The organism is Janthinobacterium aquaticum (assembly GCF_009208565.1).
Classification (GTDB): domain Bacteria; phylum Pseudomonadota; class Gammaproteobacteria; order Burkholderiales; family Burkholderiaceae_D; genus Janthinobacterium.
Window position 1 is genome coordinate 88,650 of record NZ_WFLK01000014.1, and the last position, 15,076, is coordinate 103,725.

General features: G+C 61.4%; 11 protein-coding genes. 7 read left to right on the forward strand and 4 right to left on the reverse strand.

Annotated elements, in window-relative coordinates:
* Positions 1 to 164 precede the first annotated feature (164 nt).
* Positions 165 to 1,175 (forward strand): substrate-binding domain-containing protein, encoded by a 1,011-nt coding sequence (locus tag GCM43_RS20315; RefSeq protein ID WP_152247691.1) that lies wholly within the window; start codon positions 165 to 167, stop codon positions 1,173 to 1,175.
* Between the two features lie 54 nt (positions 1,176 to 1,229).
* On the opposite strand, the gene GCM43_RS20320 is transcribed toward GCM43_RS20315, so the two are convergent.
* The 3 genes from GCM43_RS20320 to GCM43_RS20330 form a co-directional block, all read right to left on the reverse strand.
* Positions 1,230 to 2,330, reverse strand: coding sequence for a type I restriction endonuclease (locus GCM43_RS20320; RefSeq protein ID WP_152247693.1), 1,101 nt, complete (start codon positions 2,328 to 2,330; stop codon positions 1,230 to 1,232).
* 684 nt (positions 2,331 to 3,014) lie between these two features.
* A complete protein-coding gene (locus GCM43_RS20325; protein WP_152247695.1) occupies positions 3,015 to 6,602 on the reverse strand; it encodes an indolepyruvate ferredoxin oxidoreductase family protein in 3,588 nt (1,195 codons plus the stop codon).
* 162 nt (positions 6,603 to 6,764) lie between these two features.
* On the reverse strand, positions 6,765 to 7,706 hold the full coding sequence (locus GCM43_RS20330) for a LysR substrate-binding domain-containing protein (protein ID WP_152247697.1): 942 nt from the start codon (positions 7,704 to 7,706) through the stop codon (positions 6,765 to 6,767).
* A 146-nt stretch (positions 7,707 to 7,852) separates the two neighbouring features.
* On the opposite strand from GCM43_RS20330, the gene GCM43_RS20335 reads away from it, so the two are divergent.
* The gene (locus GCM43_RS20335; protein WP_152247699.1) at positions 7,853 to 9,085 is read left to right on the forward strand and encodes an HD-GYP domain-containing protein; all 1,233 of its coding nucleotides are present in this window, start codon (positions 7,853 to 7,855) and stop codon (positions 9,083 to 9,085) included.
* Here the strand turns inward: GCM43_RS20335 and GCM43_RS20340 are convergent.
* Positions 9,082 to 10,107 carry a GGDEF domain-containing protein gene (locus tag GCM43_RS20340; RefSeq protein WP_226929585.1) on the reverse strand — a complete coding sequence of 342 codons (1,026 nt, stop codon included), beginning with the start codon at positions 10,105 to 10,107 and terminating at the stop codon, positions 9,082 to 9,084. The two genes, GCM43_RS20335 and GCM43_RS20340, sit on opposite strands and share 4 nt — an antisense overlap.
* Before the next feature lie 467 nt (positions 10,108 to 10,574).
* Here GCM43_RS20340 and GCM43_RS20345 point away from each other — a divergent pair, with 467 nt between their 5' ends.
* The 5 genes from GCM43_RS20345 (at position 10,575) to GCM43_RS20365 (ending at position 15,065) form a co-directional block, all read left to right on the forward strand.
* Positions 10,575 to 10,757, forward strand: a complete 183-nt coding sequence (locus tag GCM43_RS20345) for a Flp family type IVb pilin (protein WP_152247703.1) — start codon at positions 10,575 to 10,577, stop codon at positions 10,755 to 10,757.
* A gap of 57 nt (positions 10,758 to 10,814) precedes the next feature.
* Positions 10,815 to 11,315: an A24 family peptidase gene (locus GCM43_RS20350; protein ID WP_152247705.1), complete on the forward strand. Its 501-nt coding sequence runs from the start codon at positions 10,815 to 10,817 to the stop codon at positions 11,313 to 11,315.
* Positions 11,316 to 11,405: 90 nt separating this feature from the next.
* Positions 11,406 to 12,779: an ATP-binding protein gene (locus tag GCM43_RS20355; protein ID WP_152247707.1), complete on the forward strand. Its 1,374-nt coding sequence runs from the start codon at positions 11,406 to 11,408 to the stop codon at positions 12,777 to 12,779.
* Complete coding sequence (gene cpaB / locus GCM43_RS20360) at positions 12,776 to 13,642, forward strand: Flp pilus assembly protein CpaB (RefSeq protein ID WP_152247709.1); 867 nt, start codon at positions 12,776 to 12,778, stop codon at positions 13,640 to 13,642. The genes GCM43_RS20355 and cpaB overlap by 4 nt, the downstream gene beginning before the upstream one ends.
* A gap of 22 nt (positions 13,643 to 13,664) precedes the next feature.
* On the forward strand, positions 13,665 to 15,065 hold the full coding sequence (locus tag GCM43_RS20365; protein ID WP_152247711.1) for a type II and III secretion system protein family protein: 1,401 nt from the start codon (positions 13,665 to 13,667) through the stop codon (positions 15,063 to 15,065).
* Positions 15,066 to 15,076: the final 11 nt, after the last annotated feature.

Below are 15,076 nucleotides of genomic sequence, written 5' to 3' on the forward strand. Positions count from 1 at the left end.
CCCGCTATGGCGCCAGGGTCAGGCTGGCAAGCAGATAGTCATCGCGCTGCAGCACGGGCGTGCTGTTTTTATTGTAATTTCTTTGTTTCCTGATAAGGAAGACCGATAGTCGCTCGGCTATAATGACGGACCAGAGTTGAGTCGCTAAAATACAGGTCGTTAACATGAATCTCAAGAGCCTCGCAACGGCCCTCGGCATGTCGAAAACGACAGTGAGCCGGGCCTTGAACGGCTATCCGGAAGTCAATTCCCGCACCCGTGAAATCGTACTGGCAGCAGCCAAGAAGGTCGGTTACCGCCCTAATCCGCTGGCGCGCAGCCTGGCCGTCGGGCGCAGCAATGTACTGGGCATGATTTATCCCTTGCAGCCCAGCGACTTCGGCGACAGCGTCTTTTTGTCGGTCGTCAACGGCATGTCGGACGCCGTCGAAGCGGCCAAGATGAGCCTGATTATTGCGCCGGTTTCGCCCCAGAACGAACAGCCTTCCTATGAAAACATGGTACGCAGCCGCCAGGTCGATGGCCTGGTAGTGGGCCGCACGCGCGTCGAAGATGAGCGCATCGCTTACCTCAGCCGTGTCGGCTTTCCGTTTGTCGCCAACGGTCGCACGCGCTGCGACACGCCGTATGCCTACTTTGATTACGACAATGAAACCGGCATCGAACTGGGGCTGTCTTTTTTGCTGGCGCACGGTCACCAGCGCATCGGCCTGATCAGCGCGCCGCAGGACCTGCATTTTGCCTACGAGCGCAGGCACAGCTTTACGCGCGGCATGCTCAAAGCCGGCCTGCAGGCCGACCCGCGTTATCTGATCGACCATGCGCCCGACCGGCGCAGCGGCTACCACGCCATGCAGCAACTGCTGGCCTGCTCGCCGCGGCCCACGGCGGTGATCGTCGACAATCACCTGTCCGGCGTGGGGGCAGTGCGCGCCGTCATGGATGCCGGTCTGGAGATCGGCAAGGATATGTCGGTGATTATCTGGGGCAATGTGCAAGACACCATGATCGGTGTCAACGTCACCACCATCGACCAGCCCGACCTGCGCCGCGCCGGCGCCAAGATGGTCGAGATGCTGCAAGCGCTGCTGGCTGGTACACCCCCGCAGCACCTGCAGGAAATCTGGCTGCCGGTGCTGCTGCCGGGGGCGACGGTGGGGCGTTGCCGGAATTAAATTAAGTCGGAGCATAAAGCAGGTAATCGCGGCCTTATGCTCATCTTCGGGACATCAGCTGACGCTGGGTTTTCCGTTTTCCTCTGCAGGCAAGTGCATCAGTACGGTTGCTTTTAACTGTTCTGCATGGGTGTACAGATCATCGAGACTTGCAATGGGAAATTTTTCCTCTTCCTTCTTGTGATTGAACAAACCGACAGCGAGCTTCTCGGTATTATTGAATCGCAGGCGACAAACCGGTTTGCGATTATTGTCATCAAGCAAAATAGCGCAGTAGCTCTGCGAGTCGCGCATGACGATTCTGCGTGAGCTTACTACCCCGCGCAAGATGGCACGAATGATGTGTAATCCTTCAATTTCTTCGGCCGTCGTGACAATTGGGTTTTCTACTATGCCTTCGGGAGGAATGACAGGAACCACCTCTTGGACTGGAGATGATTCTGGTGTCATTGCACCTTTGAGACGATCATTTATTCGTTCGCCCAAAAGCTGTTCAAACGCGCGTTTGGTGATCGTGGTGAACTGGTCTTTGACAGCGGGTGTGAAGCGTTTTCCTCCTAGTAAATCTGAGGAAAGTAGTCTGACGAAATCTTCAGAGGGATTGTGCATCCATTCGGACAGGCGATTCTGAATGGCGCGGGTATATTTCAGATCATTCGCTGTCGTCAAGATGGTATCAACATCAAACAACGATTTTGCAAATTTCTTCAGTTCATCAACATCGCGTTCTTTGAAATCCAGAATGTTGAATTCAAAGAAAGGCTTTTCATCCATTTTATTGGGCTGTTCGAGATCGGTGAAGAATCTGTATGTAAGACCATTTGTCAAAACGCCAAATCTTGCTGCTGTGACATGAAAATACCTGAAAAGTTGGCTGGCGTGATTGATGCTGAGATCTCCACCACTCTTCTTACATTCAAACAATATGATCGGCTTCCCGTCGCTCAGGATCGCATAATCGACCTTTTCGCCTTTTTTCGTTCCCACATCAGCAATTAATTCGGGGGTTACTTCTGTAGGATCAAAAACGTTATATCCCAAAATCTGGATGAAAGGCATGATCATCGCATTTTTGGTGGCTTCCTCCGTCTGAATAATATCTTTAGTCGTGGAGATTCTTGAGGCAAGTCCGCGGAGTTGGTCGATTAAATCCATTGCTTTTCCTATGCTATTGAGTAGAAGTGCGCGCCTGTATCCGTCCACAAAAATACAGAATGAATGAATAATTTTTGCATAATTACTATCTCAATGGCAACGAAAATTAATAAATAATCGTAGTTAGATGCATGTCCTTATGCACAATTCAGCGTTAGCCGTGGGCCAGGTTCATTTTTCTTAGCGCTCCAGCGACGAGTCGTATCTTTTTCAGTCCCTTCCACATCGCTTTTACACCTGTTTCATCATCGCTTTTCTTGCCAAAAAACCGCCTCGCCGTGATTGAACCTGACCACTTTGTTCAAGTCTGGCCTGGACGGTTGCATCCATAACTTGTGTTCGCTGCCAATGTGGCGCCATGATGTCCCGCCAGTCGACCGACTCGTTACTCAAGAAGCGATCTACTGTAATGGTCTCACCACAACCGTCGCAGGACTCAGGAATACTCACCGTTGGATGCGCTGCAAACCTTACAAGAGCAGATGCGAAAATTGACCAGCTACGCTGACTTCAGGCACTGGCTAGCCGCAGCTTGGAGTTATGTATAAGGGCATGGGGCTAATGCCGCTATGTGAATGCATTTCACGTAGGTCGGATTAGCGGGGCAAAGCCCCGCGTAATCCGACAACATTGTTGGCGTCAGCGGTGTTGTCGGATTACGGCCCCTTCGGGGCCTAATCCGACCTACGCCGCCCGGCGTTGCCCTGCCAACACAGCCAGTAGGCGCGCCTGCTCCTGGCGATATGTCTCCACCGCCTTTTCCTTCACATGCCCAAAGCCGCGTATGGCTTCGGGCAGGCTGGCCAGTTCGACGCAGACGGCGTGGTTGTCCGCCGTCAGGTCGGCCAGCAGGCCAGCCAACATTTCACGGTATTGAACGATCAGCGCGCGCTCCATCTTGCGCTCGGCGGTGTAGCCGAACACATCAAAGGCGCCGCCGCGCAAGCCCCGGGCCTTGGCCAGCAGGCGAAAGGCGCGCCACATCCATGAGCCGAACTCGGCTTTTACCAGGTGGCCCTGACCGTCTTTTTTGGCAAACAGCGGCGGCGCCAGGTTGAATTTGACCGAGAAGTTGCCGTCGAACTGCTGCGCCAGTTGTTCGGCAAAGCGGCCATCCGTGTACAGGCGCGCCACCTCGTATTCGTCCTTGTAGGCCAGCAGCTTGAAATAGGACTTGGTCACGGCCGTGCTTAGTTTCTTGCCCAGCCCCAGCGCATTTTCACGGTCACGTACCTGCTTGACCAGCGTGCTGTAGCCATCGGCGTACGCCGAGTCCTGGTAGTCGGTCAGAAAGGCGATGCGCTTTTGCAGCAGGCTGTCGAGGCTTTGCGGCATCTGCAGCACCACTGCCTGCTGTGGCGTGGCGATCTGCGTGACGCGGCGCGCGTCGTGGGCCGCGCGCCGGCCCCACAAAAAGCTTTTCTTGTTCGACTCGATGCCCACGCCATTCAATTCAATCGCGCGCAGCAGCGCCGCTTCGGTCAACGGTATGCGGCCCTTCTGCCAGGCGTAGCCGAGCATGAACAGATTGGCGGCAATCGAGTCACCCATCAGTGCGGTGGCCAGTTTGGTGGCATCGATAAAGTCGGCGGCGTCGGCGCCGCCGACCGATTCCTCGATCAGCTGGCGCACCTGTGCGGCCGGATACTGCCAGTCGGCGTTCTGCGCAAACGTACCTGGTGGCTGCTCGTGCAGGTTGACCACCGCCAGGCTGCGGCCCGGACGCATTTTCGACACCGCATCCTGCGCGCCGGCCGTCAGCATGTCGCAGCCCAGAATCAGATCGGCTTCGCCGGTGGCGATGCGCTGCGCGCGCAGCAGCGCCGGCGTGCGGGCAATCTTCACATGCGAGGTGACCGAGCCGTTCTTTTGCGACATGCCGGTCATGTCCAGCACCGAGGCGCCTTTGCCTTCCAGGTGCGCCGCCATGCCCATCAGCGCGCCCACGGTAATGACGCCGGTGCCGCCGATGCCGTTGATCAAAATGTTGTAGGGCGCGTCGCACGAAGGCAGCACTGGCTCCGGCAAGGGGCCGAAGTCATCCTGTTTGGCCGCACCGGTGCGGGTTTTTTTCAGGCTGCCGCCTTCGATGGTGACAAAGCTCGGGCAAAAGCCCTTGGCGCACGAATAATCCTTGTTGCATGACGACTGGTCGATGGCCCGCTTGCGGCCGAACTCGGTTTCCTTGGGCAGGATCGATACGCAGTTCGACTGCACGCCACAGTCGCCGCAGCCTTCGCAGACGGCGTCGTTGATCACCATGCGTTTGGCCACGTCCGGGTACTCGCCTTTTTTGCGGCGGCGGCGTTTTTCGGCGGCGCAGGTCTGGTCGTAGATCAGCACCGATACGCCGGCCACTTCGCGCAGCTCCCGCTGCACGGCGTCCATGTCCTTGCGGTCATGCAGGGTCAGATGCGCCGGCAGATTGCTGCGGTCGCTGTAGCGCGCCAGGTCTTCGGTCACCAGCGCAATGCGCGCCACGCCTTCGGCTGCCACCTGCTGCGCCATCATCGGCACCGTGATCTGGCCGTCCACCGGCTGGCCGCCGGTCATGGCCACCGCGTCGTTGTACAGGATCTTGTAGGTAATATTGACCTTGGCCGCCTGCGCGGCGCGAATCGCCAGATAGCCGGAGTGGAAGTAAGTGCCGTCGCCCAGGTTCTGGAATACGTGCGGCAGCGTGGAGAAAGCCGCCTGGCCGATCCACGGTGCGCCTTCGCCGCCCATATGGGTGGTCAGCTTGTTCATCTCGGGGTAGATCGAGGTGGCCATCACATGGCAGCCGATGCCGGCCAGCGCCAGGCTGCCGTCGGGCACCTTGGTCGAGGTGTTGTGCGGGCAGCCCGAGCAATAAAATGCCGGGCGGAACGGCGTATTGACGGCCTTTTTCAGCACCGCGTCTTTGGCGTCCAAAAACGTCAAACGCGCCTTGATCAGGTCGCACGTGACCGGGTCCGACACCAGCCGCGCAATCCTGCTGGCAATCACGCGCGCCACTTGCGAGACCGAGAAGTCGGCCTTGGAAGTGAGCAGCCATTCGCCGCGCGGCGCTACCCATTCACCTTTTTCATCGAACTTGCCGATCACGCGCGGGCGCACGTCGTCGCGCCAGTTGTACAGTTGCTCCTTGAGCTGGTATTCGACCATCTGGCGCTTTTCTTCCACCACCAGGATTTCGTCGAGGCCTTGCGCAAATTCGCGCACGCTGTCCGGTTCCAGGGGCCACGGCATGGCCACCTTGAACAGGCGCAGGCCCAGGTTCGCCGCCATCGGCTCGTCGATACCCAGCTCTTCCAGCGCTTCCAGTACATCGAGATACGACTTGCCCGAGGCAATAATGCCCAGGCGCGCATGGGCGCTGTCGATGGTGGTGTGGTTGAGCTTGTTCTTGCGCGCGTAGGCCAGCGCTGCATAGATCTTGTAGTCCTGCATCAGCGCTTCCTGGTTGCGCGCCTGCTGGCCCAGCGGAATACTCGATAGGCGCGCGTTCAGGCCGCCTTCCGGCATCACGAAGTCCTGCGGGATTTTTACTTCCACGCGGAACGGATCGGCGTCGACCGAGGCCGATGATTCGACCGTGTCGGCCAGCGCCTTGAAGGCCACCGTGCAGCCGGAAAAGCGCGACATGGCCCAGCCGTGGATGCCCAGGTCCAGGTATTCCTGCACATTGCACGGATACAGCACCGGGATCATCGAAGCGGAAAACAGATGGTCGGACTGGTGCGGCAGCGTCGAGGAATACGCGCCATGGTCGTCGCCGGCCACCAGCAGCACGCCGCCATGTTTCGACGTGCCCGCATGGTTCATATGCTTGAAGACATCGCCGCAGCGGTCCACGCCCGGGCCCTTGCCGTACCACATGGCAAACACGCCATCGTACTTTGCCGGACCGATCAGGTCGACTTGCTGCGAGCCCCAAACGGCGGTAGCGGCCAGGTCTTCGTTGACGCCCGGTACGAACTGCACCTTGTGCGCTTCCAGATGGCCCCTGGCCTTCCACAGGTTCTCATCGAGGCCGCCCAGGGGCGAGCCCCGATAGCCGGAAATAAAGCCGGCCGTGTTCAGGCCGGCTGCCTGGTCGCGCAGGCGCTGCAGCATCGGCAGGCGTACCAGCGCCTGGATGCCGGACAGGAAAATGGTGCCTGAAGTGGCCGTGTATTTGTCGTCGAGGCTGATGCTGGTCAGGCGCGCTGCGTCTGGCGAGGAAGTAGATGGCGCGGCACCGGCGTCTCTGGCGGACGCTGCGGAGCCGGTTTCCGTGATCACGGACATGGCTGTCTCCAAAATGGTATTCAGATGACGGCTGTCTCGCGCGGTGCCCGGGTCAGGCGCGCACAATATGGCCGCAGATACCGCGTGTGGCGGCCAGCCCAGTGTAGGAGGATAGTGGGGGCACCGGCAAATACGCATTGCCGATAGGGTTATAAGAAAATCTTATGCAGCAGCTGGCAGCATCTGTGCGCCTTGCCACTGGCCGCTCTGGCACAGCTGCTCGGTGACCTGGCGCACCAGGTTCTTGATGGCCGTGCCGGCATTGGTTAGCGGAATGGTTTTCGAGGCGCACAGTGCCACCGTGCGCGACAGCGCCGGGCTGTGGATGGTGTAGCTGGACAGGGCGCCGCTGTCGAGTTCGGCCAGCAACGGTGCTGTGGGCAAAATGGTGGCGCCCATGCCCGCCAGCAGGGCCGACTTCAGGATGGCGATCGAGTTGATTTCAATCACCTGCGTGGTGGCCAGGCCGGCGGCGCGCGCGCGGCTGTCGATGCGCGGGCGCACGCCATGCTGGGCAGCCGGCAGGATCAGGGTGGTGGCCAGCGCCTGGATCAGCGGCAGCGACGGGCCGCTTGGTGCATACGGGGCGTCGCTGCGGCAGATAAAGCGCATTTCTTCTTCTACCAGCGCGCTGCTGGAAAACGGCGTCAGCTGACCGTCATCGAACAGCACGGCCAGGTTCAGGCGGCCCGATTTCAGCTGTTCGGTCAGGTTGCCGGTGATTTCTTCGGTCAGCTGCAGCGTGATTTCCGGATACTGCGCGCGCGCGGCCAGCAACAGCGGCAGCGCCAGCGCGCCCGAGATGCTGTGCGGCAGGCCCAGCGTGACATTGCCGGCCGGACGCACCGCGCTTTGCGTGACGGCCGAACGGGCGTCGGCCAGCTGCTTGAGGATCGCTTGCGCGTGTTCGTAAAAAATCTTGCCGGCGTCGGTGCTGAGCACGCCTTGCGCCGAGCGGTGCAGCAACTGCACGCCCAGCTCGTCTTCGAGCTGGCGCAGCTGCTGCGTTAGCGCCGGCTGCGCCACGTGCAACGTCAGCGCGGCGCGCGACAGCGAGCCGTGGTCGACAATGGCGACGAAATATCGGAGTTGACGCAATTCCATGACAAACCAGTCTCTTTATTTTTATCAGCGGTGCACGCTGCAATGCAGCATAGGCGCCTGTTTTCAGCAATTACAATTTTGCTATACTCATTCTAGCGCTTCCTGTGCGCGTACAGCGCACGCCGACCGATTTGCGGGATGAGACCATGCTCAAGAAAGTCGATGCTTCCCAACTAAAAGTGGGCATGTATGTCCATGACCTCAGCTGCGACTGGCTGGCCCATCCCTTTATGCGCAACCGCTTCCTGCTGCGCAGCGACGAAGAAATCCGCAAGATCTTCGACGCCGGCATTCACGATGTGGTGATCGACAACAGCAAGGGCCTCGATGTGCAGGATGCGCCGACGCTGGCGCAGGCGGCCGCTGCCACCGAGAGCGAACTGGTGCAGGTGGCCGGCACGCTGCCAGCCGTGCCGACGATTTCGCGCGTGTCGCTGGCGGCCGAACTGGCGCGCGCGACCCAGCTGCGGCGCCAGGCCAGCGGCGTGGTGCGCACCGTCATGGCCGACGTCCGGCTGGGCAATGCTGTCGAGCTCGACCGCGTGCAGCCGATGGTGGAACACATTACCGAGTCGATTTTGCGCAATCCCGGCGCGCTGGTCGGTCTGCTGCGCATCAAGACCAAGGACGACTACACCTTTTTGCATTCGGTCAGCGTATGCGCGCTGATGGTGGCGTTCTGCCGTTCGCGCGGTATCGACGCCGCTACCACGCACCAGGCTGGCCTGGGTGGCTTGCTGCACGATACCGGCAAAGCGATGGTGGCTGACGCCATCCTCAACAAGCCCGGCCCCTTGAGTGCGGAAGAGTTTGCACTGATCAAGTGCCATCCGCGCGATGGTCACGATATATTGTTGAAATCAGGAAACGTGGGGCCGATACCGCTCGATATCACCCTGCATCACCACGAACGGCGCGACGGCAGCGGCTATCCCGATGGCCTGGCCGGCGACACCATCAGCGAACTGGCGCAGATGGCGGCGATTGTCGATGTGTATGACGCGCTGACGTCCGAGCGCAGCTACCACCGGGCGATCCCGGCCGCCGAAGCGCTGCGCAAGATTTATGAATGGAGCAAATTTCACTTCAATCCGGTGTTCGTGCAGGACTTTATGCGCTGCGTCGGCATCTATCCGGTCGGCACGCTGGTCAGGCTGGAATCGGGCCGGCTGGCGGTGGTGATCGAGGCGCACGAGACCAATCTGCTGGCGCCCAAGGTCAATGTTTTCTTCAGCACCAAAAGCAATGCCTATATCAAGCCCGAGATGCTGGACCTGTCGCGCGGCATGGGTTTTGGCGGCGCCGACAAGATCGTCGGCCACGAGTCGGCCGCCAAATGGCAGGTCGATCCGATGCGCTTCCTGTCGCTGGCCGACTAGAAGAATTCGGCTGTATCGTTCGAGGCTATGGTATTGAGCAGGCCGTTGGCCACCAGTTCATCGTAATGGCAGGCCAGGTTGCGGCCATGGCTCTTGGCGTAATACAGCGCCTGGTCGGCGCGGCCCAGAATGATCACCGGCGCTTCAAACGCGCTGATGCTGACAAAACCCACGCTGACCGTCACGCGGCCCACTTGCGGAAAGTCGTGGCTTTCCACGTTCATGCGGAAGCGGTCGATGATTTTCTGCGCGTTTTCCAGCGTGATCGAGCGCAGCAGCACCACGAATTCCTCGCCGCCAAAACGGAAAATGCGGTCTTGCGCGCGGAACGATGACTGCAGCAGGTTGGCGATCAGGATCAGCACTTCATCGCCGTACAGGTGGCCGAACTTGTCGTTGACCAGCTTGAAGTGATCGACGTCGACCACCGCCAGCCATTGCCGTTCGGTATCGCCGGGGTGGCGCCGCTCCTGGTCGGCCGGGCGCGCCGCATCGGTTTCCACATCGCCGCGGCTTTGCAGGATCTTGGCCAGTTGGTCGTCAAAGGTCTTGCGGTTGAGCAGGCCGGTCAGTGAATCGCGTTCGCTGTAGTCGAGCAGGTTCTGGAAATTGCGGTAGACGCTGACGATGCCGCCAATCACCTGGATGGTGGCGCCCGTGTAAGGCGTGGGATTGGTGATTTCCAGGCAGGTGGTGACCTGGTCGCCGATCCAGATCGGCAGCCACAGCAGATGTCGCCCTTGCGAACAGACGGTGTCGCAGCTCGCTTCATGGCGTGCAATACAGGCTGCCAGCGCCGGATAGTCCGACAGCGGGTCGCCGGGCCACGATGGGTCGGCCTGCTCTTCGAGGCGCGCCGCACTGCCGGCCACGATGCTGGCGCGCGAACGCACGAATACCTGGCCACGCACCGTGGTCAGCGCCAGCATGCGCGTTTGCGCGGCGCACGCCAGTTCCTGTACTGCCGAGATCACCGAAATGTCGAGCATCGTGTGATCGCGGTATCCGGTCATGTCTACCATGTGTTTCAGTAGGGAATCCATTGTCTTTCTCTGGAAGGTAATTACACAAGTATTTTCATACCAGCACCGCGCCAGGCGCGAACCTGTACGCGTCCTACTACAACTAGCCAAGGGTTATTTGGTGGCATGACGCACGGACAGATGGCGAGAGGCCTTTCCAAAGGAGAACTAAGCAGCATAAAGTCTTTTTGCCTGTCAGGCAATTAACGTATGCAAAATTTCATGTAAAACCTTGCGTTTCACGATCCGCGTTGCAAAAAGTTTGACCTGATCGCGCACGGTTATTTCCACATGCCTTGATAATTTCCATATGGAAACTTGTGGTGCCTCAATTGCGCTTGCCGCCTGCCTTCTATAGTTCATGGCAATGGCGTAGAACTTAACAGTAGGAAACATCTTAGCAGGAATGGGCAATGTTTCACACTCGATTGCGCCAGGGACTTGTGATCCACTTTTGGGAGCCTGTCATGAAAACCTTCCTGTCGGCAGTACAGCAGTTTGTCAAGGATGAGGATGGCATTACGGCAATCGAATACGGCCTGATCGCGGCCCTGATGGCCACCGCCATCACGGCCGGTTTCTTGCTGATCAAGACCAACCTGCTGTCTGTCCTCACCGAAATTTCGTCCAACCTGGTGCTGACGCCTTAAGCAGGTGCCCGCTGCCGGCCAGTTTGCAGGCGGCGGGTTTTTCGGGGAGCCGTAAACATGACCAGTGCTGTGCTGGCCGACCTGTTGCTGCTGCTGTTCGTGGCGCTGGCTGCCGCCAGCGATCTGGCGCGCCGCAAGATACCGAACCGGCTGGTGCTGGCCGGCATCGTCGTGGCGCTGGGCCTGCACGGCTGGCAGGCACCCGGCAACGCCGCACCGCTATTGTTCTGGCTGGGCGGCATGGCCGCCGGCTTTTTCCTGTTCCTGCCGCTATACCTGTTGCGCGGCATGGCCGCCGGCGACGTCAAGCTGATCGCCATGGCCGGCGCCTTTGCCGGCCCGTGGGCCACCGTACAGATTGCGCTGGCCACCTTTGTGCTGGGCGGCCTGATGGCGCTGCTGATAATCGGCTGGCAAGGCCAGTGGCGCGCCTGCGCGCGCAATCTGCGCCGACTGCTGGCTGCAGCGGGCGGTCCGCAGGCCAGTGTCGGCAATATGCCTTACGGCCTGGCGATTGCGCTGGGCAGCGTGGTGGTGCAAGGCCGCCATTATCTTTGACACGCATTCGTTGCTTTGAATCAAGGGGCGCTAAAAGCTGCCTACTAGAATGAATTCTTGCCTGGCGTCTAAACCTGTGGAGACAAGCGCATGTCCGAAGCCGAATACTTTGCCGTCGATAGCCATGCGCGCGCCGCCGATGCAGCGCTGATGCCGCCACTGCCGCCGCAACCCAAAACGCTGCGCGAGACGGGCCTGGAGCGCCAGATGGTGGTCGAGCTGATCGCCAAGGCGGTACTGCTGGGCGGCAAGACCCATCTGTCGGCCCTGAACACCCGCTTGCGCCTGTCGATCAACGTGCTGCGCGAGGTGCTCGACTTTATGGTCGGCGAACAGATGGCCGAGGTAGCCTGGCGCGGCGAATCCGATATCGATGTGCAGTACCAGCTGACCGGCGCCGGCAAGCAGCGCGCGGCGGTGTTCATGGAGCGCTGCGCCTATACCGGTCCGGCACCGGTAACGCTCGACGCCTACCGCGCCATGGTGGCGCGCCAGTCCTGGCGCGCGCAGCAGCCGCGCCTGGCCAGCGATGACCTCGCTGCCGTGCTGGGCGACGCGCATGCGGGGCCAGGCATGCTCGATATGGTCGGTGCGGCGCTCTATTCGGGCCGCTCGCTGCTGCTGTACGGGCCGTCCGGCAGCGGCAAGTCGACGCTGGCGCGCCAGCTGGGCCAATTGCTGCATGGCCTGGTGGCGATACCTTACGCCATTGTGGCGGGGCATGAAATCATCCAGCTGTACGACGCCAGCGAACATCTGCCGCCGGCGGCGCAGCACCTGCACCATGCGCGCCAGGCGATGGAACGGCGCAGTACCGATATCCGCTGGGTGCTGTGCCAGCGGCCGCTGGTACAGGCGGGCGCCGAACTCGACGCCGGCATGCTCGAGTTGCGCCATGACGCCAGCAGCGGTTGCTACCAGGCGCCGCCGCAGCTGCGCGCCAACAACGGCATGCTGCTGCTCGACGACCTCGGCCGCCAGCGCATCGGCGCGCCGCAACTGCTGACGCGCCTGATGCAGCCGCTGGCGCTGGGCAGCGACCAGCTTGGTTTGCAGGGCGGCCTCAAGCTCGGCGTGCCGTTCGATAGCGTGCTGGTATTGGCCGGCAATCTGCCGCCGGCCCGGCTGCTCGATGCGGCGCTGTTGCGGCGCATCGCCTACAAGGTGCCGGTGGGGCCGCTTCCCGATACGGCTTATCGGGCGCTGTTTCGCCAGCAGTGCCGGGTGCTGGGCGTGGCGTTCGACGAGCCGGTGCTCGGCTATCTGCTGCAGCAGCTGCATGGTGCCAGTGGCCAGCCTTTGTTGGCCAGCACCCCACGCGCACTGCTCGAGCGCATCAACGACTTTGCCGGCTTTGCCGGCTGTGAAGCGCGCCTGACGGTGGCCGCGCTCGAACAGGCCTGGTACAGCATGTTTGCCCCGTGCGGCCTGCCTGCTGGCCAGTCTGACGAGCAGATAGCATGAAGAACCGGCGTGCCTTGATGATGATGGCGCTGGCCGTTCTGCTGGGCCTGCTGGCGGTGCTGCTCGCTTCGCACTGGCTGCTGCGCCAGACGCCGGCCGGCAAGGGCCACGTGGTGGTGGCTGCCGCCGATGTCAGCCTGGGCCAGCGCCTGGCTCCCGAGATGCTGCGCCTGGCCGAATGGCCGGCCGAAAGCCTGCCGCAGGGCGCCTTGCAGGACCCGTTGAAGCTGGCCGGGCGGGTGCTGAAAAGCAGCGTGCTGCGCGGCGAACCTTTGAGCGAAGCCAAGCTGGCGCCGATCGGTACGCTGGGCGGCCTGTCGGCCCTGATTACCGAAGGGCGGCGCGCCATCACGGTACGCGTCAACGATGTGATCGGCGTGGCCGGCTTTGCGTTGCCGGGCAACTATGTCGACATTATCGTCAGCACCCAGCAGGACGCCAGCGAGCGCTCCCACAGCCGCAATATTTCCAAGATCGTGCTCGAACGCATCCTGGTGCTGGCCGTGGCGCAGGAGGTCGGGCGCGATGAAACCCGACCGCGCGTGGTCAATGCGGTCACGCTGGAAGTGACGCCCGCGCAGGCCGAAAACCTGGACCTGGCGCGCAGCGTGGGCAGCCTGTCGCTGGTACTGCGCAATCAGGTCGACCCGCAGCCGGGCATTACGGCAGGCGCCACCAAGCTGACCCTGCTTGGCGCTGCGCCCGAGCCTGAACCGGTTGCCGCACCGCCCACCCCTGTTTCTACGCCCAGGCCGGCTGCGCCGCGCGCGGCCAGGACGGTGGCGACAGTCGGCGCCAAAGCGGCGCCGTCGCTGTGCAGCGGCGTGATCGATGGCGCGCGCCAGTGGCGCGAGTGTTTTTAATGTTTGCCAGCCGGGGACTGCCATGAAGCGCATTTTGCTGACCTTCTGTCTTGCACTGCTGCCCGCGCTGGCCACGGCGGCGGCCGGCGCTGGCCTGCGTTGCGGCGGCGAGGCCGCCACGCCCGGCCAGATGCGCCTCGAAGTGGGCAAGTCGAGCATGCTGCGCCTGCCCGAGGCGGTGCAGCAGCGCAGCGTCGGCAATCCGGCCGTGCTGCAGGCCATGCTGGTGGCGCCCGATACGCTGTATGTAGTAGGCGTCGATGTGGGCAGCACCAATATGATTATCCAGGGCAAGAGCGGCGTATGCAGCGTGGTCAATGTGACCGTCAGCATGGACCCCGGCGCTTTGCAGGCTACGCTGGCCGAACTGATGCCGGAAGAAAAAGCCATCCGCGTGACGGCGGCGGCCGACTCGCTGGTGCTGTCGGGCACGGTGCAGGACGCTGTCGCCGCGCAGCGCGCCGTCGAGCTGGCGCAGGCCCATGTACGCCGCGCGCTGCAGCCGCTGGCCGTGGCGAGGCCAGCCGATGGCGCCGCCGCGCCGGTAGCCGGTGCGCAGACGGCCTTGCCTGGTACGCGCATTATCAATCTGCTCGAGGTCAGCGCGCCGCAGCAGGTAATGCTGGCGGTGCAGATCGCTGAAGTGTCGAAGTCGCTGCTCGAACGCCTGGAAGTGGGCGCCACCTTGCGCTTTGCCTCGGGCAGCTGGGCCACCACGCTGCTGTCGAATTTTCTCAGCGGCATGGCCAATGGCCTGCTGGACGTGCGCAAGTCCAACGGCCAGCAACTGACGATCGAAGCGAACAAGCAGGACGGCCTGGTGCGCATCCTGGCCGAGCCGACCGTGATGGCCATCAGCGGCCAGGAAGGCAGTTTCCTGGCTGGCGGCAAGATCTTTATTCCGGTCGGCCAGGACAATAACAAGATTACGCTTGAAGAGCGCGAATATGGCGTGGGCCTGCGCTTTACGCCCACCGTGCTCGCTGGCGGGCGCATCCATCTGAAGGTCTCGCCCGAGGTGTCGGAGCTGTCGCGCGAAGGCGTCGGTATCTCCACCGCCGGCGTCAGCGGGCGCTCGATCCTGCCGGTGATCACCACGCGGCGCGCCTCGACCACGGTGCAGCTGTACGACGGCCAGAGCTATGCGATTGGCGGCCTGATCAAGAACAACCAGGTCAGCAATATCAACGGCGTGCCGTGGTTGAGCGAGCTGCCGGTGCTGGGCGCGCTGTTTCGCAGCACCGACTTCCAGCATGACCGCAGCGAACTGCTGTTCGTGATTACCGCCCACCTGGTGCAGCCGCTGGCGCCCGGCGCTGCCTTGCCCACGTCGCAGCTGGCGCCGCCCACGCGCAGCGACTTGATGTTGAAGGGCAAGATGGAAGGAACGCTGCCCAGCAGCGATGGTTTTCAACTGAAATAAGACCGGGAGTT

Bases quoted from the DNA above. Each gene is read 5' to 3' on its own strand.
- GCM43_RS20330 (WP_152247697.1), bottom strand. From the start codon at position 7,706: ATGGAATTGCGTCAACTCCGATATTTCGTCGCCATTGTCGACCACGGC.
- GCM43_RS20365 (WP_152247711.1), top strand. From the start codon at position 13,665: ATGAAGCGCATTTTGCTGACCTTCTGTCTTGCACTGCTGCCCGCGCTG.
- GCM43_RS20335 (WP_152247699.1), top strand. From the start codon at position 7,853: ATGCTCAAGAAAGTCGATGCTTCCCAACTAAAAGTGGGCATGTATGTC.
- GCM43_RS20350 (WP_152247705.1), top strand. From the start codon at position 10,815: ATGACCAGTGCTGTGCTGGCCGACCTGTTGCTGCTGCTGTTCGTGGCG.
- GCM43_RS20315 (WP_152247691.1), top strand. From the start codon at position 165: ATGAATCTCAAGAGCCTCGCAACGGCCCTCGGCATGTCGAAAACGACA.
- GCM43_RS20345 (WP_152247703.1), top strand. From the start codon at position 10,575: ATGAAAACCTTCCTGTCGGCAGTACAGCAGTTTGTCAAGGATGAGGAT.
- GCM43_RS20325 (WP_152247695.1), bottom strand. From the start codon at position 6,602: ATGTCCGTGATCACGGAAACCGGCTCCGCAGCGTCCGCCAGAGACGCC.
- GCM43_RS20340 (WP_226929585.1), bottom strand. From the start codon at position 10,107: ATGGTAGACATGACCGGATACCGCGATCACACGATGCTCGACATTTCG.
- GCM43_RS20320 (WP_152247693.1), bottom strand. From the start codon at position 2,330: ATGGATTTAATCGACCAACTCCGCGGACTTGCCTCAAGAATCTCCACG.
- GCM43_RS20355 (WP_152247707.1), top strand. From the start codon at position 11,406: ATGTCCGAAGCCGAATACTTTGCCGTCGATAGCCATGCGCGCGCCGCC.
- cpaB (WP_152247709.1), top strand. From the start codon at position 12,776: ATGAAGAACCGGCGTGCCTTGATGATGATGGCGCTGGCCGTTCTGCTG.